20 protein-coding genes are annotated in these 25,329 nt (G+C 60.3%); 13 read left to right on the top strand and 7 right to left on the bottom strand.

Features of this window, described 5'->3' with window-relative positions; genetic code table 11:
- Positions 1-51 precede the first annotated feature (51 nt).
- Positions 52-771: a PIG-L deacetylase family protein gene (locus ACNA0J_RS21210; protein ID WP_415820860.1), complete on the top strand. Its 720-nt coding sequence runs from the start codon at positions 52-54 to the stop codon at positions 769-771.
- Between the two features lie 24 nt (positions 772-795).
- Here the strand turns inward: ACNA0J_RS21210 and infA are convergent, their stop codons facing one another.
- Together infA and ACNA0J_RS21200 are read right to left on the bottom strand one after the other, a co-directional pair.
- Positions 796-1,065 carry a translation initiation factor IF-1 gene (infA, locus tag ACNA0J_RS21205; RefSeq protein WP_415820858.1) on the bottom strand — a complete coding sequence of 90 codons (270 nt, stop codon included), beginning with the start codon at positions 1,063-1,065 and terminating at the stop codon, positions 796-798.
- Between the two features lie 388 nt (positions 1,066-1,453).
- Positions 1,454-1,855, bottom strand: a complete 402-nt coding sequence (locus ACNA0J_RS21200) for a GFA family protein (protein ID WP_415820857.1) — start codon at positions 1,853-1,855, stop codon at positions 1,454-1,456.
- Positions 1,856-2,059: 204 nt separating this feature from the next.
- On the opposite strand from ACNA0J_RS21200, the gene phnC reads away from it, so the two are divergent.
- The 4 genes from phnC (at position 2,060) to ACNA0J_RS21180 (ending at position 12,796) form a co-directional block, all read left to right on the top strand.
- A complete protein-coding gene (gene phnC, locus ACNA0J_RS21195) occupies positions 2,060-2,902 on the top strand; it encodes a phosphonate ABC transporter ATP-binding protein (RefSeq protein WP_415820856.1) in 843 nt (280 codons plus the stop codon).
- Between the two features lie 33 nt (positions 2,903-2,935).
- Positions 2,936-3,919 (top strand): phosphonate ABC transporter substrate-binding protein, encoded by a 984-nt coding sequence (phnD, locus tag ACNA0J_RS21190; RefSeq protein ID WP_415820855.1) that lies wholly within the window; start codon positions 2,936-2,938, stop codon positions 3,917-3,919.
- Positions 3,920-4,025: 106 nt separating this feature from the next.
- A complete protein-coding gene (gene phnE / locus ACNA0J_RS21185; RefSeq protein ID WP_415820854.1) occupies positions 4,026-4,820 on the top strand; it encodes a phosphonate ABC transporter, permease protein PhnE in 795 nt (264 codons plus the stop codon).
- 209 nt (positions 4,821-5,029) lie between these two features.
- Positions 5,030-12,796: an autotransporter-associated beta strand repeat-containing protein gene (locus tag ACNA0J_RS21180; RefSeq protein WP_415820853.1), complete on the top strand. Its 7,767-nt coding sequence runs from the start codon at positions 5,030-5,032 to the stop codon at positions 12,794-12,796.
- 168 nt (positions 12,797-12,964) lie between these two features.
- Here ACNA0J_RS21180 and phnN read toward each other — a convergent pair whose 3' ends face one another.
- The 5 genes from phnN to phnF form a co-directional block, all read right to left on the bottom strand.
- Positions 12,965-13,579 carry a phosphonate metabolism protein/1,5-bisphosphokinase (PRPP-forming) PhnN gene (gene phnN / locus ACNA0J_RS21175; RefSeq protein WP_415820852.1) on the bottom strand — a complete coding sequence of 205 codons (615 nt, stop codon included), beginning with the start codon at positions 13,577-13,579 and terminating at the stop codon, positions 12,965-12,967.
- Between the two features lie 83 nt (positions 13,580-13,662).
- Positions 13,663-14,409, bottom strand: a complete 747-nt coding sequence (locus ACNA0J_RS21170; protein WP_415820851.1) for a DUF1045 domain-containing protein — start codon at positions 14,407-14,409, stop codon at positions 13,663-13,665.
- Between the two features lie 84 nt (positions 14,410-14,493).
- Positions 14,494-15,693 carry an alpha-D-ribose 1-methylphosphonate 5-triphosphate diphosphatase gene (locus tag ACNA0J_RS21165; protein ID WP_415820850.1) on the bottom strand — a complete coding sequence of 400 codons (1,200 nt, stop codon included), beginning with the start codon at positions 15,691-15,693 and terminating at the stop codon, positions 14,494-14,496.
- A gap of 38 nt (positions 15,694-15,731) precedes the next feature.
- Positions 15,732-16,937 (bottom strand): RNA-guided endonuclease TnpB family protein, encoded by a 1,206-nt coding sequence (locus ACNA0J_RS21160; RefSeq protein ID WP_415820849.1) that lies wholly within the window; start codon positions 16,935-16,937, stop codon positions 15,732-15,734.
- Positions 16,938-17,142: 205 nt separating this feature from the next.
- Positions 17,143-17,868: a phosphonate metabolism transcriptional regulator PhnF gene (phnF, locus tag ACNA0J_RS21155; RefSeq protein ID WP_415820872.1), complete on the bottom strand. Its 726-nt coding sequence runs from the start codon at positions 17,866-17,868 to the stop codon at positions 17,143-17,145.
- Between the two features lie 254 nt (positions 17,869-18,122).
- On the opposite strand from phnF, the gene phnG reads away from it, so the two are divergent.
- The 8 genes from phnG (at position 18,123) to fba (ending at position 25,286) form a co-directional block, all read left to right on the top strand.
- Complete coding sequence (phnG, locus tag ACNA0J_RS21150) at positions 18,123-18,608, top strand: phosphonate C-P lyase system protein PhnG (RefSeq protein ID WP_415820848.1); 486 nt, start codon at positions 18,123-18,125, stop codon at positions 18,606-18,608.
- 1 nt (position 18,609) lies between these two features.
- Entirely contained in the window at positions 18,610-19,230 is a 621-nt protein-coding gene (gene phnH / locus ACNA0J_RS21145; RefSeq protein ID WP_415820847.1) for a phosphonate C-P lyase system protein PhnH, read from the top strand.
- Between the two features lies 1 nt (position 19,231).
- On the top strand, positions 19,232-20,362 hold the full coding sequence (locus ACNA0J_RS21140; protein ID WP_415820846.1) for a carbon-phosphorus lyase complex subunit: 1,131 nt from the start codon (positions 19,232-19,234) through the stop codon (positions 20,360-20,362).
- The gene (locus ACNA0J_RS21135) at positions 20,359-21,261 is read left to right on the top strand and encodes an alpha-D-ribose 1-methylphosphonate 5-phosphate C-P-lyase PhnJ (RefSeq protein WP_415820845.1); all 903 of its coding nucleotides are present in this window, start codon (positions 20,359-20,361) and stop codon (positions 21,259-21,261) included. The genes ACNA0J_RS21140 and ACNA0J_RS21135 overlap by 4 nt, the downstream gene beginning before the upstream one ends.
- Positions 21,258-22,034, top strand: coding sequence for a phosphonate C-P lyase system protein PhnK (gene phnK, locus ACNA0J_RS21130; protein WP_415820844.1), 777 nt, complete (start codon positions 21,258-21,260; stop codon positions 22,032-22,034). The genes ACNA0J_RS21135 and phnK overlap by 4 nt, the downstream gene beginning before the upstream one ends.
- A 4-nt stretch (positions 22,035-22,038) precedes the next feature.
- Positions 22,039-22,875: a phosphonate C-P lyase system protein PhnL gene (gene phnL / locus ACNA0J_RS21125; RefSeq protein ID WP_415820843.1), complete on the top strand. Its 837-nt coding sequence runs from the start codon at positions 22,039-22,041 to the stop codon at positions 22,873-22,875.
- Positions 22,876-22,878: 3 nt separating this feature from the next.
- The gene (locus tag ACNA0J_RS21120; RefSeq protein WP_415820842.1) at positions 22,879-24,066 is read left to right on the top strand and encodes an alpha-D-ribose 1-methylphosphonate 5-triphosphate diphosphatase; all 1,188 of its coding nucleotides are present in this window, start codon (positions 22,879-22,881) and stop codon (positions 24,064-24,066) included.
- Between the two features lie 155 nt (positions 24,067-24,221).
- Entirely contained in the window at positions 24,222-25,286 is a 1,065-nt protein-coding gene (gene fba, locus ACNA0J_RS21115; protein WP_415820841.1) for a class II fructose-bisphosphate aldolase, read from the top strand.
- Positions 25,287-25,329 lie beyond the last annotated feature (43 nt).

Below are 25,329 nucleotides of genomic sequence, written 5' to 3'. Positions count from 1 at the left end.
CAGCGAGCGCCGATCACAGTCTTTACACATGAGCAATAGCGAGAATTTTTCATGGAAACATCGAAGCAAGGATTAGTCGTCAGCGCGCATTCCGCGGATTTTGTCTGGCGGGCGGGAGGAGCGATTGCGCTATATGCCAAACGCGGTTGGACGATGACGGTCGTATGCCTGTCGTTCGGCGAGAGGGGCGAGTCGGCCAAGCTGTGGAAACAAGCTGGAATGACCATGGCGCGTGTCAAAGAAGACCGCCGCCGCGAGGCTGAACGCGCCGCGGAAATCCTGGGCGCGAACATTCGCTTTATGGATCTGGGAGACTATCCCTTGCGCGTCTCCGATGAGGCGTTGTTTCAGTTGGCGGATATCTATCGCGAACTGCGTCCGGAGTTCGTGCTGACACATTCGCAGCGCGACCCCTATAACTTCGATCATCCGCTGGCCACGCATGTGGCCCAGGAGGCCCGCGTCATCGCGCAAGCGCATGGCCATGAGCCGGACACGCCCGTATTGGGCGCGCCGCCCGTGTTTCTGTTCGAGCCCCACCAGCCAGAACAATGCGAGTGGAAGCCGCAAGTGCTGCTGGATATCTCTGAAGTCTGGGAACAAAAGCGCCAGGCTTTTGAATTGATGGCGGCGCAGGAGCACCTGTGGGAATACTACACACGCGTGGCATTGCAGCGTGGTGCGCAGGCCTCGCGGAACTCGGATCGAAAGATCCGCTATGCGGAGGCCTATCAGCGCGTGTTCCCGCAGGTGACTGAGGAACTGGCCTGAGCGGGCGCCCAGGTCGGGGCTTGATTAACGGTGATGATTGCGTTGCGGGGGACGGGGCGTGCTGGGCGCGCGCTCGTCCTTGTGACGGAAATTGATGCGGCCCTTGGTCAGGTCGTAGGGCGACATTTCCAGGGTGACGCGGTCGCCAGCCAGGATACGGATACGGTGTTTACGAATACGGCCGGAGGCGTAAGCGCCAACTTCGATGCCGTTGTCCAGGGTGACGCGATAGCGGCTGTCAGGCAGCACTTCGTCAACAATGCCGTCGAGTTCGATCAGTTCTTCTTTTGCCATATATGACTCTCCTAGGTCGATGCGCACGCAGGTCGGCTCACGACATACGCGCCGCCCGCAGGCGGCAAACGCGGGGGCCCAAGCCTGCTTGGGCCGCGATGGAACATAAACATGTCCCGGCGGGTTCGGGTACGGGCCGGATTTCCTGGCGGAACCCGGGATGGGTACTCATGCCACTGGGGCAACATGCGCGCGAGGCGCGGCTTGGTCGCGATGTCGTGCAACGTGCGCGTCACCGGAAGAAGCGGGGTAGTACGGGCTGCGCTTGATAATACCGATGCCTGATCGGGGCGTTATTGCCCAGGCAGGGACTTTATACACAGAACAACTAGACATCATACGCCAATCCTGGCTATTTGACCAGGGTTTTCCCGTATTTCGTTTCCCGCTATGCAGGGCCGGCCTCCGGGTATTGCGGCAACTCGTCCGTGATGTCATGCCACGGCGCCTTGCTGGCGACATACACATGGCTCGCAGCCTTGATGCCAGGATCGTCATCCAGCGCGCCCAGCGGCAAGCCATAGATTTCCGGAGTCTGGTCAAAGCGCGACAGCAGCGGCGTGCCGCAAGCGCTGCAAAATCCTCGATAGCTGCCGGGTGACGAGCTATACCAGGTGACGTGGTTCTCCCCTCGAGTCCAGGCAAAGTCCTTGGCTTGCACGGTGGCGCGGGTGCGAAAGGCCGAGCCATGAGCCTTGCGGCACATGACGCAGCGGCAATTCACGGCTTGGGTCAGCGGGCCGGTGATTTCGTAGGCGACGCGGCTGCACAAGCAGGAACCTTTCAACATGGAGCGCTCCGGGATGAGTAGGAACCCTAATATATACCTGGGCCTGGGCGCGGACGCCAGAGGCGTGGCCGTTACTACATGACGTTTTCGTTGCAAAAGCCGTCTGCGTCACTGTTTTAAGGGTCTCGCTGGCGTTTCGCCGGTCATCACCTTGTCACCCCCGCTGCACAGAATGCCGCCAATGGTTCGACAAGGGGATTTCCTATGACCTATGCGATCGAGGTGCGCGGCCTCAGCAAATCTTTCCGCGAGGGCATCAAGGCGCTGGACGACGTCAATCTGACTGTCGCGCCCGGCGAGATGGTGGCGCTACTGGGAGCCTCCGGTTCGGGCAAATCCACATTGCTGCGCCATGTGGCTGGTTTTGTAGCGGCCGACCGCGGCCACAATCACATCATGGTCAACGGGCAGGCCGTGCAGCGCGATGGCCGAATCAATACGCGGGTGCGCAGTGTGCGGGCCGGGATCGGATTCGTGTTTCAGCAATTCAACTTGGTGGGCCGTTTGCCGGTGATCACCAATGTGCTGACCGGCATGTTGCCGCGCGTTCCGCTGTGGCGCAGTCTGTTGCGCTATTTCCGCCGCGATGAAATACAGGCCGGGCTGGATGCATTAGCCCAAGTTGGTATAGACGACTATGCGTTTCAGCGTGCATCGACGCTGTCAGGCGGGCAGCAACAGCGCGCCGCGATTGCCCGCACCTTGGTGCAAAACGCCCGCATCATCCTGGCCGACGAGCCGATTGCTTCGCTTGATCCAGAATCCTCGCGCCGCGTGATGGACACGCTCGCGCATATCAATCGCACGCGCAAAGTGGCAGTCGTGGTGTCGCTGCATCAGGTCGATGTGGCCTTGCGTTATTGCCCGCGCGTGGTGGCGTTGCGTCACGGCCGCGTGGTGTACGACGGTCCTGCGGCAGCCCTGACGGAAACCATGTTGCATCAGTTGTATGGCGCCGATGCAGCGGAATTGCTGCCCCAAGAAAACGAGCGCCCACTTGTGCAACCCGCTTTGATTACGCCTCGGCCCTTGGCGGCCGCGGCCTGAGTTGGCCCCTATTCCCTCACGGAGTTTTTACTCATGTTACGCAGAACTTTTCTTGCTCTTGCCGCGACTGCGGCGCTGTCGTCCGGCGCGTGGGCGCAAGACGTCCAGCCGCTGAACTTCGGTTTTATTTCCACCGAGTCGTCTACCAATCTGAAAGCCGCCTGGCAGCCGCTGATCGACGATTTGAGCAAGGCCATCGGTGTGCCCGTCAAGCCGTTTTTCGCCTCGGATTACGCAGGCATCATCGAAGGCATGCGCTTTAACAAAGTGCAATTGGGCTGGTTCGGCAACAAGTCGGCCATGGAGGCCGTAGACCGTGCGCAGGGCGAGGTATTCGCCTCGGTCGTCGACAAGGACGGCAACCCGGGTTATTGGTCTTTGTTGCTGGTCAACAAAGACAGCAACCTGCAGACGCTCGACGACGTGCTGAAAAACGGCAAACAACTGAGCTACGGTACGGGTGATCCCAACTCCACATCGGGCACGCTGGTGCCGGGCTATTTCCTGTGGGGGGCCAATCACATCGAACCCAAGACGTTCTTCAAGTCGGTGCGCGCTGCCAACCACGAAGCCAACTTGCTGTCGGTGATCAACAAGCAAGTCGATGTGGCCATCAATAACACCGAAATGCTGGAGCGTTATCGCCGCAATACCGGCAAAGATGCCACCGAGTCGGTGCGTATCCTGTGGAAATCGCCATTGATTCCGGCTGATCCCATGGTCGTGCGCAGCGACGTCCCGGCGGACATCAAGCAGCGCATTCAGGCGTTCTTTGTGAACTACGGCACCGGTCCCGATGCCGAGCGCCAGCAGAAAATTCTGGCCAACCTGACCTACAAGGGGTTCCGCGCGTCGAGCAACGCGCAACTGGTGCCGATCCGTCAGATGGAGCTGGCCAAAAACAAGCTCAACATCGAACGCGACACCACGTTGAGCGAGGCCGACAAGAAAGCCAAGGTAGCCGAGTTGGATCGCCAATTGGCTGAACTGGACAAGCTGGTCGCTAAACAACAGTAATAGGGATCGCGGGCACCGGCCTGCCAATGCGGGCACGGTGCGCGCGACGCAGTATGGCGATGCGGTCTGATTTTTTGTGTACGGATTTTTACCGGATATTTTTCTTATGAGCGCTGTCTTGTCCTCTGCCCGTCATCGCGCTGCTGCGCGATCCTCTTTGCCCAGTTTGTTGGTGTGGGCGGTGGTGTTGGCGCTATTGATGCTGTCATGGCGTGGCGCGGACATGCGCCCGATGGATCTGGTGACGCAATCCAGCAACATGGCGGCCTATGCTGCAGATTTCTTTCCGCCGAACTTCCGCGATTGGCGCATGTACTTGAGCGAGATGCTGATCACCGTGCAGATCGCCTTGTGGGGGACTTTTCTCGCCATTGTGGTTGCTGTGCCGCTCGGTTTGCTGTGTTCGGCCAATATTGTGCCGGCATGGGTTTATCAGCCCATGCGGCGCCTGATGGATGCTTGCCGCGCGATTAACGAAATGGTGTTCGCCATGCTGTTCATCGTGGCCGTGGGCCTGGGACCTTTCGCCGGGGTGCTGGCGTTGTGGGTGCACACGACGGGCGTGCTGGCAAAACTGTTTGCAGAAGCCGTCGAAGCCATTGATCCACGCCCAGTGGAAGGTGTGCGCGCGACGGGCGCCAACGCGGTCGAGGAAGTCGTCTACGGCGTGATCCCCCAGGTCTTGCCGCTGTGGATTTCGTTCGCGTTGTACCGATTCGAATCGAACGTGCGTTCGGCTTCGGTAGTGGGCATCGTCGGCGCAGGGGGCATCGGCACGGTATTGTGGGAAATCATCCGCAGTTTTCAATATGCCGAGACCTGCGCAGTGATGATCATCATCGTGGCCTTTGTTGTAGTGATAGACCTGTTGTCGGCGCGCATTCGAAAGGCGCTGATTTAGTTCGGATGCGAGCCTTACTGGCAAAAGCCGATACTTGTCAATAAAGAAAATCTCAAAATACCCGTCGCTCGCTGGCGTCCACGCTGTGCGAATCCCGGCGGGTAGATGTTTTTGTAAATAGGACGGAACTACACAAAACCCATTGTTACCTATGCTGACGGAACGGAGAACGGATCTCTCGTGCCGTACTGTGCAACTGGAGACGACAAATGGGTTCTAAGTTCCCCGCAGGCCTGCGTATGCGGCCGCTGGCTGTACTGATCGGTGTGGCGTTGGCAAGCGGAATGTTTAGCCGGCAGGCAAACGCGAATTGTGACGCGAATGGAAACGACATAAATTGCACCGGCACGACCACGACGACGGTCCAGGTCGGGTCGGGCGGCAACTTGAACGTCGCTAGCGGTGCGAGTATCTCGGTCACGGGCCAGCAAACAAAAGCGGTCAACGTGATCGGCGGCGGTAATGCCATCACAAATAACGGCACGCTCTCCAGCGATCAGATGCCGGCGATCTGGTTTGATACTGGGTCAGGCTCGACAATGAACGTAATCCACAATAATGGCATCGTAACGACGGGCGTTATCAACAGCGATGGCTCTCTCGGAAGCGTTATCGGCAGCTCGCACGATATCGACGTGGGGTTCAATAACAATTTCACTGGGGTCGTCAATGGCAGCTTGATCTTCGCAGGGGGCGACGACAATCTCAATCTCGATCCGGGCTCGAAAATTACCGGCGATATAGACGGGGGAAAGGGCAATAATGCGTTGCTTCTAGGCTCGGACGTCGGCACTCAGGACACCTTGACCAGCAACGTCAAGAATTTTCAAACGCTCTTCGCCAAGGGGCCGGGTACGTGGACGATGTCGGGGGATATCGTCCAGAATGATGATGGCTCTCTGATATCGATCGAGGTGGGGCCGGGCACGCTGGTGCTGACGGGGGCCAACAAAGCCGTCGGCTCGGTGAAAATCGACGCAAGCTCTACCTTCGAAACAAGCGCACAAGGCTTATTGGGTGATATCGCAATGGTCCCGGACCTAGGGGTCACCGGCGGAAAAATGGTCTTTGCGCAGCAGGACGACGCCACGTACAAAGGAAAGGTGAGCGGCATCGGATCGGTGACCAAGACCGGGGCCGGCACTCTCACGCTGGAGGGCGACAATACCCATACCGAGGGCACGAAAATCTCAGGCGGTACCATTGCCATTAGCAAAGATAACGCGCTGGGCGCAGACAACGGAGCCCTCACGCTAGACGGTGGCACGCTGCAGTTAACGAGCAGTGTCGATTTGTCGCCGAGCCGTGCGATCAGCGTCACCGCGAACAACGGGACGATTGAAACCGTCACCGGCGTAAGCAGCACGGTGAGTCAGGGGATCGGCGGCGACGGCGCGTTCGTTAAAAGCGGCGCAGGCACACTGACGCTTACCGGCAATAGCACCTATATCGGGGGTACCACGGTCGCTGGCGGCACGCTGCAACTGGGTGACGGCAACAATACGGGCAGTATCCAGGGCGACGTACGCATCAACGAAGGCGGGGAACTCGTTTTCAATCAGCCCGATACGTTTACTTTTGACCGTCTGATCAGCGGTGATGGGTCGGTGACTCAACAGGGGCCTGGCATCACAATTTTGACGGATGCGAATTCCTATACCGGTGGAACGACCATCTCGGGCGGCACGCTGCAACTGGGCGACGGCACCGTGGCAGCCGGCGGCATTGTTGGCGACGTGACCAATAACGGCAAGCTCGCTTTCAACCGAGCCAATGCGGTAACGTTTGACGGTGCCATCAGCGGCAGCGGCTCGGTGACCCAACTGGGCGCTGGCACCACGACGTTGACCGGCAACAATAGCTATCGCGGCGGCACGATCATCTCGAACGGTGCGATTGCAATCACCACAGACAGTGCGCTGGGCGATGCCGGGGGATCGCTCACGCTGGACGGTGGCGAGCTGGATCTGAACAGCGGTATCGACCTGTCGCCGACTCGCGCGATCGCCATTACCTCGCGCAACGGTACGATTGTGACCGCGGGGGGCACGACCAGCACGGTGAGCCAGGCGATCAGTGGCGATGGCACGCTCCTCAAAAACGGTGGGGGCACGCTGACGTTGACCGGCAATAACGTCTACCAGGGGACAACGATTGCCGGAGGCAAATTGCAGTTGGGCAATGGGGGGACGACGGGCAACATTACCGGCGGTGTGCTCAATAACAGCATACTCGTTTTCAACCGTTCCGATAACGTTGCCTTTGGCAATGCCATCAGCGGCATCGGCGAGGTGGTTCAGGAGGGGAGCGGGACGATCACCCTGACGGGCGCCAATACCTATCATGGCGGCACACGCATATCGAGTGGTGCGATTGCAATTGACGCCGACGGTGTGCTCGGTGACGCAGCCGGAGCGGTCATGCTGGACGGCGGCACGCTTCAGTTGACTAGCGGCATCGACCTGGCTGCGACGCGTGCCATTGACGTTACTGCGCGCAACGGTACGATTGCGACGGCGGCGGGCACGACCAGCACGGTGGTGCAGGAGATCAAGGGCGCCGGCGCGCTCACGAAGAGCGGTGCGGGTACGCTTACGCTTAGTGGCGATAACCAATATAAGGGGGGCACCACGATTGCCGGCGGCACACTGCAGGTGGGCAACGGCGGCTCGACAGGGCATATCAAGGGCAACGTGGACATCAATGCCGGCACTGTGCTTGCTTTGAATCGATCCGATGATGCGTTCGTGCTGGGTGGCGTGATCAGCGGCGACGGCCTGGTGGTCCAGCAGGGCACCGGTACCTCTACCCTGACAGGCGTCAATACCTATACCGGCGGAACGTCGATCAATGCTGGCACACTGAGCGTCGCAGCCGACGACAATCTCGGCGCAGCGTCGGGTGGGCTGACATTCAATGGCGGTACGCTATTGAATACCGCCGGCTTTACGACGGCACGTGACATCAGCCTGTCAGCGGGAGGCGGTACGTTCAATACCGCTGTGGCGCTCGTCCATACCGGCGCACTTTCCGGCAGCGGCCCGTTGACCAAAGCCGGCGATAGCATTCTCACGTTGGCGGGCAATAACGACTATAGCGGAGACGCGCGCGTACAGGCCGGGACGCTGATGGTCAATAGCACGCTGGGTGGCACGGCGACCGTTGCTTCCGGCGGCTCGCTGGGCGGCGTGGGTACTGTGGCGGGTGCGGTCACTATCAACTCGAATGGCACGCTGCTCGGACGCCAGGGGCAAGTGCTGACGTTCGGCAGCGATCTTACGCTTGGCAGTAACGCATTTATAAACGCCGGGCTGGGTGCACCCGAGGCTACCGGTCTGTTCGAGGTCAAGGGCGACCTCGTACTTGATGGCCAGTTGAATATTTCTGATCTTGGCGGCTTCAGCGCGGGCGTTTATCGGCTGATTAACTACGACGGTGATCTGACCAACAATGTATTGAGCGTCGGTACAGTTCCGACCGGTGCGGATGCCACACAAATTCAAGTACAGACAGCGGTGGCCAACCAAGTTAATTTGATCAACGAAACCGGGGTGACGCTCAACTTCTGGGATGGAGCAACGGTGTCTAACGAGGACAACGGCGCAGTCAATGGCGGTGACGGGACGTGGACCACATCGGACCAGAACTGGACCGCCGCGGATGGGCTCGTCAACGGGTCTTGGGAAAACGGCCATTTCGCGATATTCCAAGGCCAGCCCGGCACGGTCACGGTCGACAGCAATAGCGACATTGCGGTGGCGGGTATGCAGTTTGCGACCAGCGGCTATCGCATCCAGGGCAGTGCGATTACCTTATCCGGCACACCGGCCACCATCCGCGTCGGCGATGGCAGCGCTCAGTCAGCCAAATTCACGGCCACCATAGATTCCGCGCTGTCAGGATCCGGCGCCTTGAGCAAGACCGATTTAGGCACGCTGGTGCTGACGGGCAATAATACCTATGGCGGCGGCACGACCATTACGAGCGGCACGCTGCAACTGGGCAATGGCGGTGCAACGGGCCTTATTACAGGCAACGTGGCCAATAATGGCGTGTTGGCTTTCAACCGTTCCGATAACGTCACGTTCGGCGGTGCCATCAGCGGCAGCGGCGCGGTGGCGCAGCTGGGAGGCGGCACGACAACCCTGACGGGCAGCAATAGCTATCTCGGCGGTACGACTATTTCGAACGGCACGATCGCAATGAGCGCAAGCGCCGACAATACAGATAGCGCGCTGGGAGACTCCCGAGGAGCGCTTACGCTGGACGGTGGGACGCTGCAGTTGAACGGAGGGGTCACGCTATCGCCGAATCGTGCAGTCAGCATTACCGCACGCAACGGTACGATTGCGACCGAGGAAGGCACCATCAGCACGGTGACGCAGGCCATTAAAGGAAACGGCGCGCTTACGAAGAAAGGCGCAGGCACGCTTACGCTTGGCGGCGCAAACACGTATAGCGGCGGCACGACTATTTCGAGCGGCACGCTGCAACTCGGCACAGGCGGGACGAGCGGCAGCATTGCGGGCAATGTCGCCAATAACGGCGTACTCGTTTTCAACCGTTCCGATAACGTAGCCTTTGACAATGAAATCAGCGGTACCGGTTCGGTAGTTCTGCAAGGGACCGGGGTCACGACTCTGACGGGCGCCAATACATATAGCGGAGGTACGACGGTCAATGCCGGCACACTGAGCGTCGGGGCTGATGATAATCTCGGCACACCAGCAGGTACGCTGACATTAAACGGCGGGACGCTCGTCAACACCGCAAGCTTCATAACGCAGCGTGGCGTGACGCTATCTTCGGGCGGCGGCACGTTCAATACCGGTACCGCATTCACCCTTGGTGGCGCGCTTTCCGGCAATGGTTCGTTGACCAAGATCGGCGACAGCGTCCTCACGCTGGCCGGTCACAATGACTATGACGGAGATGTAGACGTTCAGGCGGGTACGCTGATGGTCAACAGCACGCTGGGTGGAAAGATGAATGTCGCCACCGGCGCCTCGCTGGGAGGTACGGGCACCGTGGGCGGCGCAGCGACCGTCGCCACGGGGGCTATCTTGCTCGGGCAGCAGGGCCAGGTGCTGACATTCCGCGACGACCTTGCGCTTGCCGGTGGTTCGTTAATTAACGTTGAACTAGGCGCACCTGAGAGTTCGGGGCTGTTCGATGTGACCGGCAACCTCGTCCTGGACGGCCAGCTGAACATTTCCGATCTTGGCGGCTTCGGCCCCGGCATTTATCGACTCTTCAACTACGGCGGCAGCCTGACCGACAATGGTTTGGATATCGGCACCATTCCGACGGGGATCGACCGCGCGGGAATGACCGTGCAGACAGCGCAGGCCAATGAGGTGAATCTGGTCAACACCACAGGGGTGACGCTGCATTTCTGGGATGGTGGAGCGGCATCGAACCAAGACAACGGCGTTGTGGATGGCGGCGATGGGACGTGGCGCACCGGGAATTCGGATTGGACCACTCCGGATGGCAGAGAGAACGGCGAATGGGTCAACGGCAACTTCGCCGTATTTCAGGGCCAGCCCGGTACGGTGACTGTCGACAACGATGGTGTATCGGTTTCCGGAATGCAGTTTTCCACCGACGGCTATCGGGTACAGGGCGGCCCGATCACGCTGGCACGGCAGGAGACCATCGTTCGCACTGGGGCAGGCGGACTACATGGTGCTGACGTGACGGCGACGATCGCGTCGGCGTTGACTGGAACCGGCGGTCTGACGAAGACCGATCTCGGCATGCTGGTGCTCACGGGCAACAACAGCTACACGGGCAACACCATTCTGAGAGGAGGCACGCTGCAATTAGGCGAGGGCGGCGCGACCGGCAGCATCGCGGGTGATGTCGCGATCGCTCACAACGCCGGGCTCGTTTTCAATCGTTCCGATGACGCCTTGGTGCTGGGCGGCACGATCAGTGGCGCCGGCTCGGTGACGCAGCTGGGCGGCGGCACGACGACGCTCACGGGCGAGAACACCTATAGCGGCGGCACCTACATTTCCAAAGGCGTCTTGCAACTCGGTGACGGTGGCGAGCGCGGCAGCCTTACCGGCCAAGTGACGACTACCAAAGATGGGGCGCTTGCCTTTAACCGCTCTGATAACGTGAAGTTCAATGGCGCGATTACCGGCGCCGGGTCTGTCATCCAGCGCGGAAGCGGCACGACCATACTGACGGGCGGCAATACCTACAGTGGAGGTACGAGCATCACGCACGGCACGTTGCAGCTGGGTGATGGCGGCACTACCGGCAGCATTCAGGGGAATGTCGACATTGCCGATCGCGCGGCGCTGGCTTTCAACCGTTCAGACGCACAGCGGTTTGACGGCTTGATCTCTGGTTCGGGGCAAATCCGGCACATCGGTTCAGGCCAGACCACACTGACGGCCAACAGCGCTGCGTTCACCGGCACGACGACGATCGAGCGCGGCACGCTGGCGGTCAACGGCAGCCTTTGCGGCGGTATGAACGTCGGCGCGGGCGGGCGGCTGCAAGGTACCGGCTCGGTGTGCGGCACGACCAACAGCGGTACGGTGGCGCCGGGCAATTCGATCGGCACGTTGACGATCGCGGGGAACTACGTGGGCGCCGGTGGCGCGCTGGAGATGGAAACGGTGCTGGGCGGTGACAACTCGCCAACGGACAAGCTGGTGGTCACCGGTGACACGTCGGGCGCCACCAACGTGCGGGTGATCAACAACGGCGGCGCCGGTGCACAGACGGTCGAGGGCATCAAGCTGATCGATGTGGGCGGAAACTCCGCTGGCGCTTTCTCGCTGGTAGGAGACTACGTCATACAGGGACAGCCGGCCGTCGTGGCCGGCGCGTACGCCTATACCTTGCAGAAAAACGGCGTGAGTACTCCTGATGATGGCGACTGGTACCTGCGCTCATCATTAGTGCCCTCTGGTGGGGGCGGCAACGAGCCGCAACCCCCCGCATCGGGCCCGCTGTATCAGCCTGGTGTACCCCTCTACGAGGCGTATCCGTCGGTGCTGCTCGGTTTGAACAGCTTGTCGACCCTGCAGGAGCGAGTGGGCAATCAGTATGGGTATTCGGGTAACGGGGCGACGCCGTCCGAGGCCGCAGGTCGGTACACGCGGTCTGGCCCTGTAGAGGGTGCATGGGCACGCGTAGAGGGCGTGAACAGCCGCTTCGAGCCCAAACATTCATCCACCGGCATCACCACCCATACCGACCAGTACAAAATCCAGGTGGGCGTGGATCACTCGTTAGCGGAGAACCAGAGTGGGCGTCTGGTGGGTGGCGTCAACGCGCAATATGGCAACGCCTCATCCAGTGTCGATTCGTTCTATGGCAAGGGTCAAATCAAGGCCGATGCCTACAGTTTAGGCACGTCGCTGACGTGGTATGGCGACAACGGCTCCTACGTGGACGGTCAGGCGAAACTGAGCTGGTTCAGCAGCACGTTGTCATCCCGCACCTTGGGCCGAGGCCTGTCCAAGGATAACGACGGCTTTGGCTACGCGCTGGGCGTGGAAACCGGCAAACGTATTGGGCTCGGCAATGGATGGGGTGTGACGCCGCAAGCGCAATTGCAGTATTCGTCGGTGGACTTTGACAGTTTTACCGATCCCTACGGTGCACGGGTTTCGCTGGAGAGCGGCGACAGCCTGCTGGGACGTCTGGGCGTGGCAGCGGATCATCAGGATGTGGTGCGCGACGCGATGGGCAAGGTCGTCCATCGACGCAGTGTCTACGGCATTGCCAACCTGTACTACGAAATGCTCGATGGTACGGCGGTCCGGGTGGCCGGAGGCCGGGTCGCCAGTGCCGATGATCGAGCCGCCGCGGGTCTAGGAGCGGGCGCGACGTATAGCTGGGCCGACGACAAGTATGGCGTGTATGGCGAAGTGATGGCCAAGACCAGCCTGGCGAACTTCGGCGAAAGCTACAGCTATAGCGGTACCGTCGGTCTGCGGGTGCGATACTGACCTGAGAGATAGCTGTTGTGGCCCGCGTGTCATTCGACATGCGGGTTTTTTTGTTGCCGGGCCGCCCCAAAACAAAAACGCCCCCTTGGGGGGGGGCAGCAAGCCGGAGGCGCAGCGTGGGGGCTTTTTTTGTTGCCGGGCCGCCCGCATCCGCGTACTGGTGCAGTCTTAGGCTGGCAGCAGCCTGCGCGCTATTTTCAGTAATTGCCCGGCGGCGTCTTCGGGGGCGGTATTGTTGGGCAGCGAGCTGACGGAGCAGGTGGCCGGGATACGATAGGGTTGCACGGCTTTCTCCAAACGCGCCTGGATCTGCGCCGCCGTTTCGCGGCCACGTTGACGCAGACGCGTGGCCAATACGTCGGGATGGGTCGTGACTTCGATGGCTGTCAGATAGGGATAGCGTGCGTGGGCCAAGGCGAGATGCGCACGCGAGCCGTTGATGATGACGACGGCGTTACCCGCCAGCCACGTATCGATCTCGACGCCAATCCCGTAATGCAAGCCATGGCTATGCCAGTGCAGCGCAAAACAACCCAGATCGATGCGGCGTTGGAACTCGGTGTTGCTCAAGGCGACCGAAGATTCGTCGGCACTGCTGGGCCGGGTGATATAACGGTGCGCGACCAGTACCGGCTCGTTAGGCTGCAATGTGGTGCGCAGATGGCGCAGCAGTGTGTCTTTTCCGCTGCCGGACGCGCCCATGAGGTAAATCAGCCGTTGTCCGCGCTGTGCCTCCGCGGCGGCAGGGGACGTGGCCGCTGGTGCGATGAGGATAGGGTTCACGTTTGTGTTTGACTAAAAGCGGAGCTCGCATCGCCGTGCCTGTTGGTGAACGGGGCGGGTGGGCTGCGGCAGGGTTGGTGTATTCACGCGTATTGAGCATCATCCTGCGTCTGGAGGAACCGCGCGCCAGCCCCATCACGCGTTGTGCCATCAAACCCATAGTGGCGCGCCACCACAAAGTCTGCGCCCGGCTCGGGCTCTACGTAGAGGCTGACGGCATTGACGGGCATAGGGCGTTGCAAAGCGGAATTTTCCAATGCATCGAGCCGGGCTTGCGCCTCACGCATTGCCGCGTCGTCCAATTGACCCGTCAGCGTGATGTGAAAGGTAAAGGTCTCGAACACATACGGATAGCCCCAGCGATCGAGCATCTGCCTTTGCATTGGGCTGAGGTGTTGCGGTTGGCGGCGCGCCAGCTCGGCAGGTTCCGGCGGCGCGCGAAACGCATCAAGATCGGCAACGGCGGCATTGGCCAGCGCGTTCGTGCGGGATAGGGCATGTTTGTCGTCGATGCACCAAGCCAGAAAGCCGCGCAGGGATTCGCGTCGCAACGGAATGCCGAATGGCTCCTGTTGTACGGCGAATGCACGCACTGCCCGGTCCAATGCCGCAGCGTTTTGTCCATGGCGCAATCGAAATGGCGCCTTTAGCGTGGCGTGCAGGCCATAGCGGCGTGGTGCGCGGGTCCACTCATCCAGTCGCGGATCGGTTCCCGCAGCGCGAGGAACGGGCGCGCCGGTGTCTTCGCAACGGCCGAGCCATTGACGGCCCAATTCGCGCCATGCGCCCACAGGCGCCAGATACAAGGCATAACGATAAGCAGAGGGCATGACTACGTTCAAATTCGAATGATGAAACGCCGGGTGTTCAAGTGCATTGTGCGACGCCGGCTCAAGCGCTTCACTGATAAGTATTTACGCTGCGAGACGGTCCGCCTCGATCGACGCAAAGCTACGGGCAGCATAGCGCAATACGCCACCCACAATCGCCGCGCAGACGCGAGGCAGTCCCGGCACGCTGTCATCCACAATGATGGCATCTGCCGCTTGTCCCGTTGCCAGAGATCCTCGATCCGTCAGTCCTGCGGCACGGGCCGGGTTGGCGCAGACGAGGTTCCAGGCCTTATCCAGGGGAAGAATGTCTTGTTCGACCAGGCGCAGTGCGGCGGTCAAAGGCGCTGGATAGTAGTAGTCGGAGGTCAGAATGTCGCACAGGCCGGCGCGGATCATTTCGGTGGCGTTGGGCGCATTAGTATGGCTGCGGCCGCGCACGACGTTCGGTGCGCCGAATACTGTGGCATCACCCAAGTCGCGCGCCAGGCGCGCGACATCGGCTGTCAGCGGGAACTCGGCGACGCGGCAACCCAGCTGGTGGTAGTAGCGGCGCGTGGTGGGATCGGGATCATCGTGCGAGGCTACGCTCAGGCCCGCAGAGCGCGCGCACTGAGTCAGTTCGCGCATCGCGTCGGCCACCTCGTTGGCGCATGACAGCGCCTGGCGGATGCGGGCCTGGAACGTGTCCAGGCCGCATTCTGCGCGGTCGGCATATTGCAGAAGCTTGCGGTCGTCACCCAGGCGCCGCGCCATGCCGGGCAGGTGATCATTGAGCGCCAGAAACTGGACGCGGCCATCGCGTATCCATTGCTGTGCAATCTCGACGCCGCCGATATGATGCGTTTCGAAACGCAGGTGCACATGATGCCGCGCGCCCATTGCATCCTGCATGCGAGCCAAGGACTCAAACATGCGTTCGGCATAAGGCTCGCCGCGCAGACCGCCTTCCCACGACAGGGTGACGCCATGAAACTCGGTCGTGATCCCGTTAGCCAGCAACTGCCGGTCTACATCATGGAGCGCGGCATCATAGGGAAAGGTGACGCCGGGGCGCGGCATGATGGCGCGCTCAAAAGCATCTCCATGCAGATCGATGATGCCTGGCAAGACTAACAGATTGCCGGCATCCAGCCACGATGAGCCCGTGATGGGAGAGCCGCTTCTGCCGGCGATGCAGCCATCATGAAACGCGAAGCGGCCACAGGCCAGGCCTGCGGGTGTCAGTAGGCGCTGCCCGGAAATGCCCGCCAGCGCTGCGCAGGGAGAGGATATGGAGTTCATCCGCAACACCTTATCCGTCCACTATGACAACTGGATGTCTAGTTGACTGCTCCCTTCCCTAAAAGGGGAAGAGATTCCCACTTCACAGAACCGAGCCGTTGCACATCATCACTCATGCACTCAGGTCTTACCGTTTCTCCATGGGCTAACACCGCCAGCCCGGCGGCTAATACGTTATGCGCCGCGTTGATGTCGCGGTCGTGGTCGGCGTTGCATTGCGGACAGGACCAATGCCGCACACTCAACGGCAGCTTTGGTAAGACATATCCGCAAACGTGGCAGCGCTTGCTCGACGGGTACCAGCGATCTACCCGCACGAACTCACGCCAATACCAACGGGCCTTGTATTCCAGTTGCCTCACAAACTCCGCCCATCCGGCATCGCCGATGGACTTAGCAAGACAGCGGTTTTTCTGCATGTTGGACACATACAAGCTTTCTACGGCGATCACTTGGTTCTCGTGGATCAACCGGGTAGAAAGCTGGTGCAGGAAATCCCTGCGGGTGTCTGCGATCTTTGCATGCAGCTTGGCGACTTTCAGCTTCGCCTTGGCGCGGCGAGCCGATCCCTTTTGTTTTCTGGCTAAGCGGCGCTGTAGCTTAGCCAACTTAACTTCATGCTTACGGAAGATCTGTAGTGCATCGACTTTTTCTCCTGTTGAGAGAATCGCAAAATGAGACAACCCCAGATCAATCCCGACACAGTTCGATGTGGGCGTTTTTTGCGCCACAACGTCGTCGCACAGCAGACTGACAAAGTATCGTCCTGCCGGGTCTTTGCTGATCGTGACGGTAGTGACCTTGGCGGCTTTAGGAATCTGACGGGACCAACGGATGGGCAACGCCTCAGCCATCTTCGCCAGCTTGAGCGAACGGCCATCCCATCTAAAGGCACTGGCGGTGTATTCCGCCGATTGCGGGCCATCCTTGCGTTTGAAGCGAGGATATCCCGTTCGCTTGGCAAAGAACCCGGCAAACGCCGTTTGCAGATGACGCAGTGTCTGCTGCAACGGAACACTGCTGACCTCGTTCAACCAGACGTAGTCCGGCAGTTTTTTCAGCGCCGTCAGGGCCGCAGAGGTGACGTGATACCCCAGGCGCGCCTGTCGCTCAGCCCAGGCGGTCGAACGAAGGCTAAGCATGTGGTTATAGACCACACGCACACAACCGAACGTGCGAGCCAGCGTGATCGCTTGCTCGGGCGTCGGATAGAACCGGAATCGGTAGGCACGTTTGGTTTGCATGCCCGAGATACTATCCGCGCCAGATCAGAAAACTGGATATTTATCCAGCCATCAACTCAAATCAGACCAATCTTGCAGCCTTGCGGCTGCGCCCCTTACCTCCCCGGCATGAATGCCGAGGTTTCTCGGAGCAATGGATGAATTTTTTGTTGCCGGGCCGCCCCAAAACAAAAAAGTCCCCAGGAGGCAGCAAGCCGGATAAGGCTCACGCCGTGTCGTTGGCGATGACCAATTGCACCGAGTCGCCGCCGAAACGCGTGAGGCTGTACTGCAGCGGTGTGCCGTCGCTGTCTACATTCAGCGACTCCACCTGCAGGATAGGACGGGTTTTGGGTTGGCTCAGCAACCGCGCGACCTCCGCTGACGGCAATATCGCGGTAATGCGCGACCATTTGCGCGTGTAGTCTGTCACGCCGTAATGTGCATACGCGCGCGAGATGGAACGCAGTGTGCGCAGCTGATCGGCAAAATCGGGAAAGCGGTTTTCGTCGATGTAGTGGTCCGAGACATCAATGCAACGATTTTCGGCTTTACCCAGGGACTGCACGCGCAGCAGCGGGGCGGTGCGTGCCAGTTCGAGATGCCGGGCGATGTCCGCGGCGCGCAGGCTCTGGCAGCCCATGACCTCGATATGGCCGAGCACGCCTTGATTCAACAGGTTTTCGGAAAAACGGGTGCGGCGGCCGATGGCATAGTCGATCGCATGCTCTTGCACAAAAGTCCCGCGGCCTTGTTCGATGCGCACTAGTCCGCCTTGCTCCAATTCGCTCATGGCGCGTCGGATGGTATGGCGGTTGACCGAAAATTTGGCGGCCAGCTCTGGCTCGGTCGGCAGGCGTTCACCCGGAGCATAGAGTTTCTTGCGGATGTCTTCCGCCAGCAGTTCGCCGATTTGCCGCCACACAGCGACGCCTGACCCTCGTTCGACCATATTAAAAATCCGTTCCGGTAATGGCAGCTTCATGTTGCACGGCCATGATTGTGCATCAGCTGCGAGCTGATGTAATGCCAGCGTCGCATCGTGGCAGCGTGTCATAAAAGATTCACGCGCCGGTGTTTTACTGAGCGCTGTTCCAGATTATATTTCATCCAGTCGTCTAGACGTATAGATAATAGGCGCACCACACTTCGCCTTCTTCTATCCGTTATCCCGAACACGTCTGCTCTCACTGGAAACCTCCACCTATGTCTGCATCGACTCAATTTTCTACGACTTCTCCGCCACCCGACGAGGCTGCCAGCCGCGCTGCCTGGATGCGTGTTCTGGCGTTGGCCGAGCCTGCCGCCTTGGACCTGGCCGTCAAAACACTGGGGCCCTTGCCCCCGCATCGCGCACTACGGGCGCCCGAGCGCGGCATGGCGATGGTTCGCGCGCGCAGTGGTGGGACGGGCGCGCAATTCAATTTGGGTGAAATGAGCATCACGCGCTGTGCGGTCACCCTCGAGGACGGCATCATGGGCGTGGCCTATGTTCAGGGGCGCGAGCGCCAACATGCCGAGCTGGCGGCGGTGCTGGATGCCCTGTTGCAGCGAGACGATTGGCACGATCGCGTTCAGTCGCAAGTGATTGCGCCGTTGGCGCAGACCCATTACGAACGTGCGCAGCATCGCGCGCGTGTCGCCGCTCAAACGCAAGTGGAGTTCTTCACGATGGTGCGGGGGGAAGACTGACATGTTGACGATACCGACTCCTGTTCCGAGTGCCCCGCCCGCCGCCGGGTTCGCCGATGCGGTGATGCAGTCGCAGCAGACTTTCCGTGCGGCCCTGCAGGCGTTGGCCCATCCCGGCAGCATTCACGATATTGCCGTCGAATGCGGTGTGCCGCCTGGGCTGTCGCTGGGGATGACGGCCATGTTGCTGGCGTTGGCCGACGTGGACACGCCGGTATGGCTGCCCGCCGATGCAGACGACGCTGTACGCCACTATTTACGTTTCCATTGTGGATGCCCACTGGTGAACGAGCCGATGCAGGCGCGTTTCGTCGTGGTGCCTGCCGGGCATATGGCCCCCGGCCTGACGCAATGCGATCCCGGCGATCCTGCTTATCCCGATATGTCTACGACGTTGCTGCTCGAGGTCGAGTCGCTGAGTCAGGACCCGGGCACCGCTTCGGTCGTATTGAGCGGTCCCGGTATTGCGACTCGGCAAACGCTGTCGGTGACTGGCCTGCCGGCGGATTTCTGGACGCAGTGGCGGGCCAATCACCAGTTGTTCCCGTTAGGTGTGGACGCATTTTTGATTCAGGGCAGCCAGCTGTGCGGTCTGCCTCGTACTGTTATGGCGGAGGGCTGATATGTACGTCGCTGTCAAAGGAGGCGAACGCGCCATCCTGAATTCCTATCGCATGCTTGATGCCTATCGGCGAGGCGATACGAGTATTCCCGAGCTGAGCCTGGCGCAGATCCGCGAGCAGATGCCATTGGCCGTGTCGCGCGTGATGGCCGAGGGCGCGCTTTATGATCCGCACTTGGCGGCATTGGCGATCAAGCAGGCCGCCGGAGATGTGCTCGAGGCCGTATTTTTGCTCAGGGCCTATCGCACGACCTTGCCGCGTTTTGGCTATACGCAGCCGGCAGATACTGCCCGTATGCGTTTAGCGCGGCGCATATCGTCCACGTTCAAGGACGTGCCGGGCGGGCAGATTCTCGGGCCCACTTATGACTACACCCAACGCTTGCTGGATTTTTCTCTGGAGGCCGACGGTGACGATGCGCGTGGTGAGCCGCTGCTCCCTGCAGCACAGCCTGTCGCGGCATCGATGCCGCGCGTGACGGATCTGTTGCAGCACGACGATCTGATTGATCAAGAGCCTATCCCGCCAGGCGATCCCGCGCCTTTTGATTTGACACGTCAGCCCTTGAACTTTCCCGCCGGGCGCGATGCGCGTCTGCAGAATCTGGCTCGCGCGGATGAGGGGTTTCTGTTATCGATGGGGTATTCCACGCAACGCGGCTACGGTAATACGCATCCCTTTGCTGCCGAGATCCGCTACGGGTCGTTGGAAGTCGACATGTTCATCGAAGAACTGGGATTCGCCGTCACGATAGGCGAAATCGAATTGACCGAGTGCCAGATGGTCAGCCAGTTCAGCGGCAATGCTCAGGAGGCGCCTAAATTTACCCGTGGCTATGGGTTGACCTTCGGTTATGGCGAACGCAAAGCGATGTCGATGGCCTTGGTCGATCGTGCACTCAAGGCCGAGGAACTCGGCGAGGCCGCTACTGCGCCGGCCAACGATCACGAGTTTGTGCTGTATCACAGCGATAACGTCGAGGCGTCGGGTTTCGTTCAACACTTGAAATTGCCGCATTACGTGGATTTTCAAGCCAATCTCGAGTTGCTGCGCCACATGCGCGACGAGCAAGCCACGGCGCAGGCTGCCGAGGCATCCCCTGTTCTTGCCGATGAGGCGGTGTCATCATGAACGCAGTCAGCACCACGGTCGCCCGCGACGACCATTACAACTTCGCGTATCTGGACGAGTCCACCAAGCGCATGCTGCGCCGGGCGTTGCTCAAAGCAGTTGCCATTCCGGGTTATCAAGTGCCGTTTGGCAGCCGCGAGATGCCTTTGCCTTATGGCTGGGGGACAGGCGGCATTCAAGTGACGGCAGCCATCATCGGCACGGACGATGTGTTGAAAGTCATTGACCAGGGTTCCGATGACACGACCAACGCGATCAACATCCGCCGATTCTTTGGCCGCGTGACGGGGGTGCGTACGACGGAATCCACGCGCGAGGCCACGATCGTGCAGACGCGCCACCGTATTCCCGAGACGCCGCTGCGCGAGGGCCAGATCATGGTGTATCAAGTGCCGATCCCCGAGCCCCTGCGCTGGCTGGAGCCCAGCGAAACCGAGACGCGCACCATGCATGCGTTGGCGGAGTATGGCGGCATGCATGTCAAGCTATACGAAGACATTGCACAGCATGGGCACATTGCGACGACCTACGACTATCCCGTGATCGTCAATGGCCGCTACATGATGCGTCCTTCTCCCATTCCGAAATTCGATAATCCCAAACTAGACAACAATCCGGCTTTGATGTTGTTTGGCGCAGGCCGTGAAAAACGCGTTTATGCGGTGCCGCCTTATACCCGCGTGAAAAGCCTGGATTTTGAGGATCATCCCTTTCGTGTCGAGCAATGGGATCAGTGTTGTGATCTCTGCGGTTCGACGCATACCTATCTCGATGAAATCATTCTGGACGATCAGGGCACACGGCGCTTCGTGTGTTCGGACACGGAATACTGTGCCGACCGGCAGGCCAACGGCCACACGGGGCCGGCCTTTACTGCAGACGCGGAGGCCTCGGTATGAATCCCCAACCTTTGCTTTCTGTGCGGGACATGACATGCACCTGGGATGGCGTGCATGGCTGCCGCGATATCAGTTTCGATTTGCACCCCGGCGAGGTGCTATGCGTAGTGGGCGAGTCGGGCTCGGGCAAGAGCACCTTGCTGCAAGCCGTGTCATGGCAGATGCAACCCGAATCTGGCAGCGTCCGGTACGACATCCGTAATCGCGGTTTCGTAGACCTGGCATCTCTGTCTGCTGCGCATTTGCGATTGCTCGCGCGCACGGATTGGGGGTTTGTACGTCAGAACGCCCGTGATGGATTACGCATGCAGGTCAGTGCAGGCGCCAATATTGCCGAGCGCCTGATGGCAGTGGGCGAGCGTCACTACGGCGACTTGCGCAGCACAGCAGGCGCCTGGCTGGAAAAAATGGAAATCGATGCGGACCGATTGGATGATGCACCCGCCGCATTTTCGGGCGGGATGCAGCAGCGCCTGCAGATTGCTCGCAACCTGGTTACGTATCCGCGCATGGTCTTTATGGATGAACCGACGGCATCGCTCGATGTATCGGTGCAGGCGCGATTGCTGGATCTGCTGCGTCAACTCGTTGCCGACCTCAAGCTTGCCGCCATTGTCGTGACGCACGATCTGGCAGTGGCGCGTTTGCTCGCGCATCGCACCCTGGTCATGCGTGGCGGCCGTGTCGTCGAAAGCGGCCTGACCGACCAGATTCTGGATGACCCCCAGCATCCGTATACGCAGTTGCTGGTGTCTTCGATATTGCAGAGCTGATTCTATGAACACATCACATGTATTGTCGTCTGCATCAGCGGCGGCGCAATCGGATTCGAATGTCTCAGTCGCAACGTTGGCAGGCGATCCCGAGGCCATTCAACAGGACCGGCGGACACAATCTGGTTCGTCCGATACGACCCTGGTCCAGGTTCGCGGGCTGGGCAAGATGTTCACCCTGCATAACCAGGGAGGCGTGCGCCTGCCGGTCCTGCAAAACGTCGATTTCGACGCTGGTCCTGGAGACTGCCTGGTGTTGGCGGGTCCTTCGGGGACGGGGAAAAGCACGTTGTTGCGTTGTCTCTATGGCAACTATTTGGCGACCGAAGGCAGCATTCGTATGCGCGACGGCGAGCGTTGGGTCGAATTGACACGAGCACCCGAGCAGCAGATCTTGCGGCTGCGGCGCGACGTCATTGGCTATGTCAGTCAGTTCTTGCGGGTGATTCCGCGGGTGTCCACATTGGACGTGGTGGCTGAGCCCTTGCGCGAGCGAGGTCAGGATGCAGAGGCGGCTCGCGAGCAGGCGGCAGCGTTGCTGCACCGTTTGAACGTACCGCAGCGGTTATGGGGCTTGCCTCCCGCGACCTTTTCCGGCGGAGAGCAGCAACGCGTGAATATTGCGCGGGGTTTTATCGGCGGCCACCCGATATTGCTGCTCGATGAGCCGACCGCGTCGCTGGATGCGGATAACCGTGCCGTCGTTGTTGCGCTGATCCGCGAGGCCGTTGCCGCGGGCCGGTGTCTCATCGGCATCTTTCATGACGAAGCGGTACGCGACGAAGTCGCGACACGCATTTTGCCCATTCAGCCGGCCGTGCCTGTCGGCGCCTCGGAGTAATCCATGTCAGCCCAGTACCTCACTCATGCCCGCATCGTGTTGCCGGACGCTGTACTGACCAACAGCGCCATTTTGATCCAGGACGGTGTCATCGCCGCTATCGAGCCTCAGGGCGTGCGCGATGCCGAAGAGGTCGATCTGCAAGGCCAGACCTTGTTGCCGGGGCTGATCGACGTGCATTGCGATGCCATCGAGAAAGAAGCCGAGCCTCGCTCGCGTGTGCTGTTTCCGCTGGATTTCGCGGTGGCGCAGGTGGACCGGCGCAACGCGGCGGCGGGCATCACGACTCCCTACCACGCGTTGTCGTTCTCCAATAGCGAATGGGGCGTGCGCAATAACGAGACGGCGTCCAGGTTGGCGCGCACGGTGCAGGCATTCCGTACGCACAGCCTGGTCGACAATCGGGTCCATTGCCGCTACGAAATTACCGACGCCGCCGCCATGCCCGTGTTGCAGGCGTTGCTGGAGGAGGCCGCGGTCGACCTGCTTTCCGTGATGGACCATTCACCGGGGCAAGGGCAGTTCAAGACCCTGGAGGCCTATCTGCAATACATGATGGGCAACCACGCGATGAGCCGTGACGAAGCCGAAGAGGTGGCGCGCGCCAAACTGCAGGCGCGCGATGGTGCTGCGCAGCGTGTCGAGACCCTGCTGGCGCAGGCGCATCGTCTTGGTATCCCCACGGCCAGCCATGATGACGATTCGGTGCAACGTATTGCGACCATGCGTAATCTGGGTGTGTCGATGAGCGAGTTCCCGATCAACCTGGACACGGCCACGGCGGCGGTTTCTTGCGGCCTGCCTACGATTTTGGGGGCGCCCAATATCCTGCGCGGCCAAAGCCAGAGCGGCTCGATGCGGGCCATTGACGCAGTGCGCGCCGGCGTGGCGGGTTGCTTGTGCTCCGATTACCAGCCGTCAACCTTGATCGCCGCCGCTTTTGCTGTCGCGGCACAGACTGACCTGACCTTGCCGCAGGCGATTGCCTTGGTGACCGCCAATCCGGCGGACGCTTGCAAACTGAGCGACCGCGGCCGCTTGGTCGAAGGTCTGCGCGCCGATATGGTGGCGGTGACGCTGCTGGGGGATTTACCGATGGTGACACATGCCTGGTCTGCGGGGCGGCTGGTGTTCTCGTCACACTATCGTGTCACGTCGCCCAGGCACGAGCGTGAAGTGGTCGCGGCTTGAGGAAAAACCTGCCTAATCGGCAACAAATTGAAAGGTTTGGGGCGGTCTGACACCTCCCGTGACACGCGTCACACAGCGCTTGCCACAATCCCAGCTAAAATCCCGGTATTCAGCAAGGCTCCAACCTATCATTCATCACTCAGGAGGACCACCTCATGGCCCTAGTCTCCATGCGCCAGCTGCTCGACCACGCGGCTGAGCACGGTTACGGCATTCCCGCGTTCAACGTCAATAACCTGGAACAAGTCCAGGCCATCATGGAAGCCGCTGCCGAAACCGACAGCCCGGTGATCATGCAGGCCTCGGCCGGTGCACGTAAGTACGCGGGCGAAGGTTTCCTGAAATATTTGATCCAGGCCGCCGTGGAATCCTATCCCCAGATCCCCGTCGTCATGCACCAGGATCACGGCCAATCCCCCAAGATCTGCCAAGGCGCCATCGACCTGGGATTCTCCAGCGTCATGATGGACGGCTCCCTGAAAGAGGACGGCAAGACCATCGCTGACTACGACTACAACGTCAACGTCACCAAAACCGTCGTCGATGCCGCGCACAAGCTGGGCGTGACCGTCGAGGGCGAACTGGGCTGCCTGGGCTCGCTCGAAACCATGATGGGCGACAAAGAAGACGGTCACGGCGCCGAGGGCACCATGACCCGCGATCAATTGCTGACCGATCCCGAGCAAGCCGCCGATTTCGTGCGCAAGACCCAACTGGACGCCCTGGCCATCGCCATCGGTACCAGCCACGGCGCGTACAAGTTCACCCGCAAGCCCACCGGCGACATCCTGTCGATCTCCCGCATCAAGGAAATCCACGCTCGCCTGCCGAACACCCACCTGGTGATGCACGGCAGCTCCAGCGTGCCACAAGACCTGTTGGCCGAGATCCGTGAATTCGGCGGCGACATGAAGGAAACCTACGGCGTGCCCGTCGAGGAAATCCAGGAAGCCATCAAGTACGGCGTGCGCAAGATCAATATCGACACCGACATCCGTCTGGCCATGACCGGTGCGATCCGTCGTTTCTTTGCTGAAAACCCCAGCAAATTCGACCCGCGCGAATACCTGAAGCCGGCCCGTGCCGCCGCCAAGGCGATCTGCGTCCAGCGCTACACCGAATTCGGTACCGCCGGTAACGCCAGCAAGATCAAGGCCGTCCCCTTGACCGAGATCGCCCAGCAGTACGCCTCGGGCAAGCTGACGCAAGTCGTACAATAAGGCCTGCTTCTTATTGTCCGTTGCAGACGCCGCCCACCGGGGC

Origin of the sequence: Bordetella tumbae (assembly GCF_965139195.1) — a bacterium.
GTDB classification, from domain to species: Bacteria; Pseudomonadota; Gammaproteobacteria; order Burkholderiales; family Burkholderiaceae_B; genus Bordetella_A; species Bordetella_A tumbae.
This window is presented reverse-complemented; position numbering and strand designations above follow the sequence as displayed.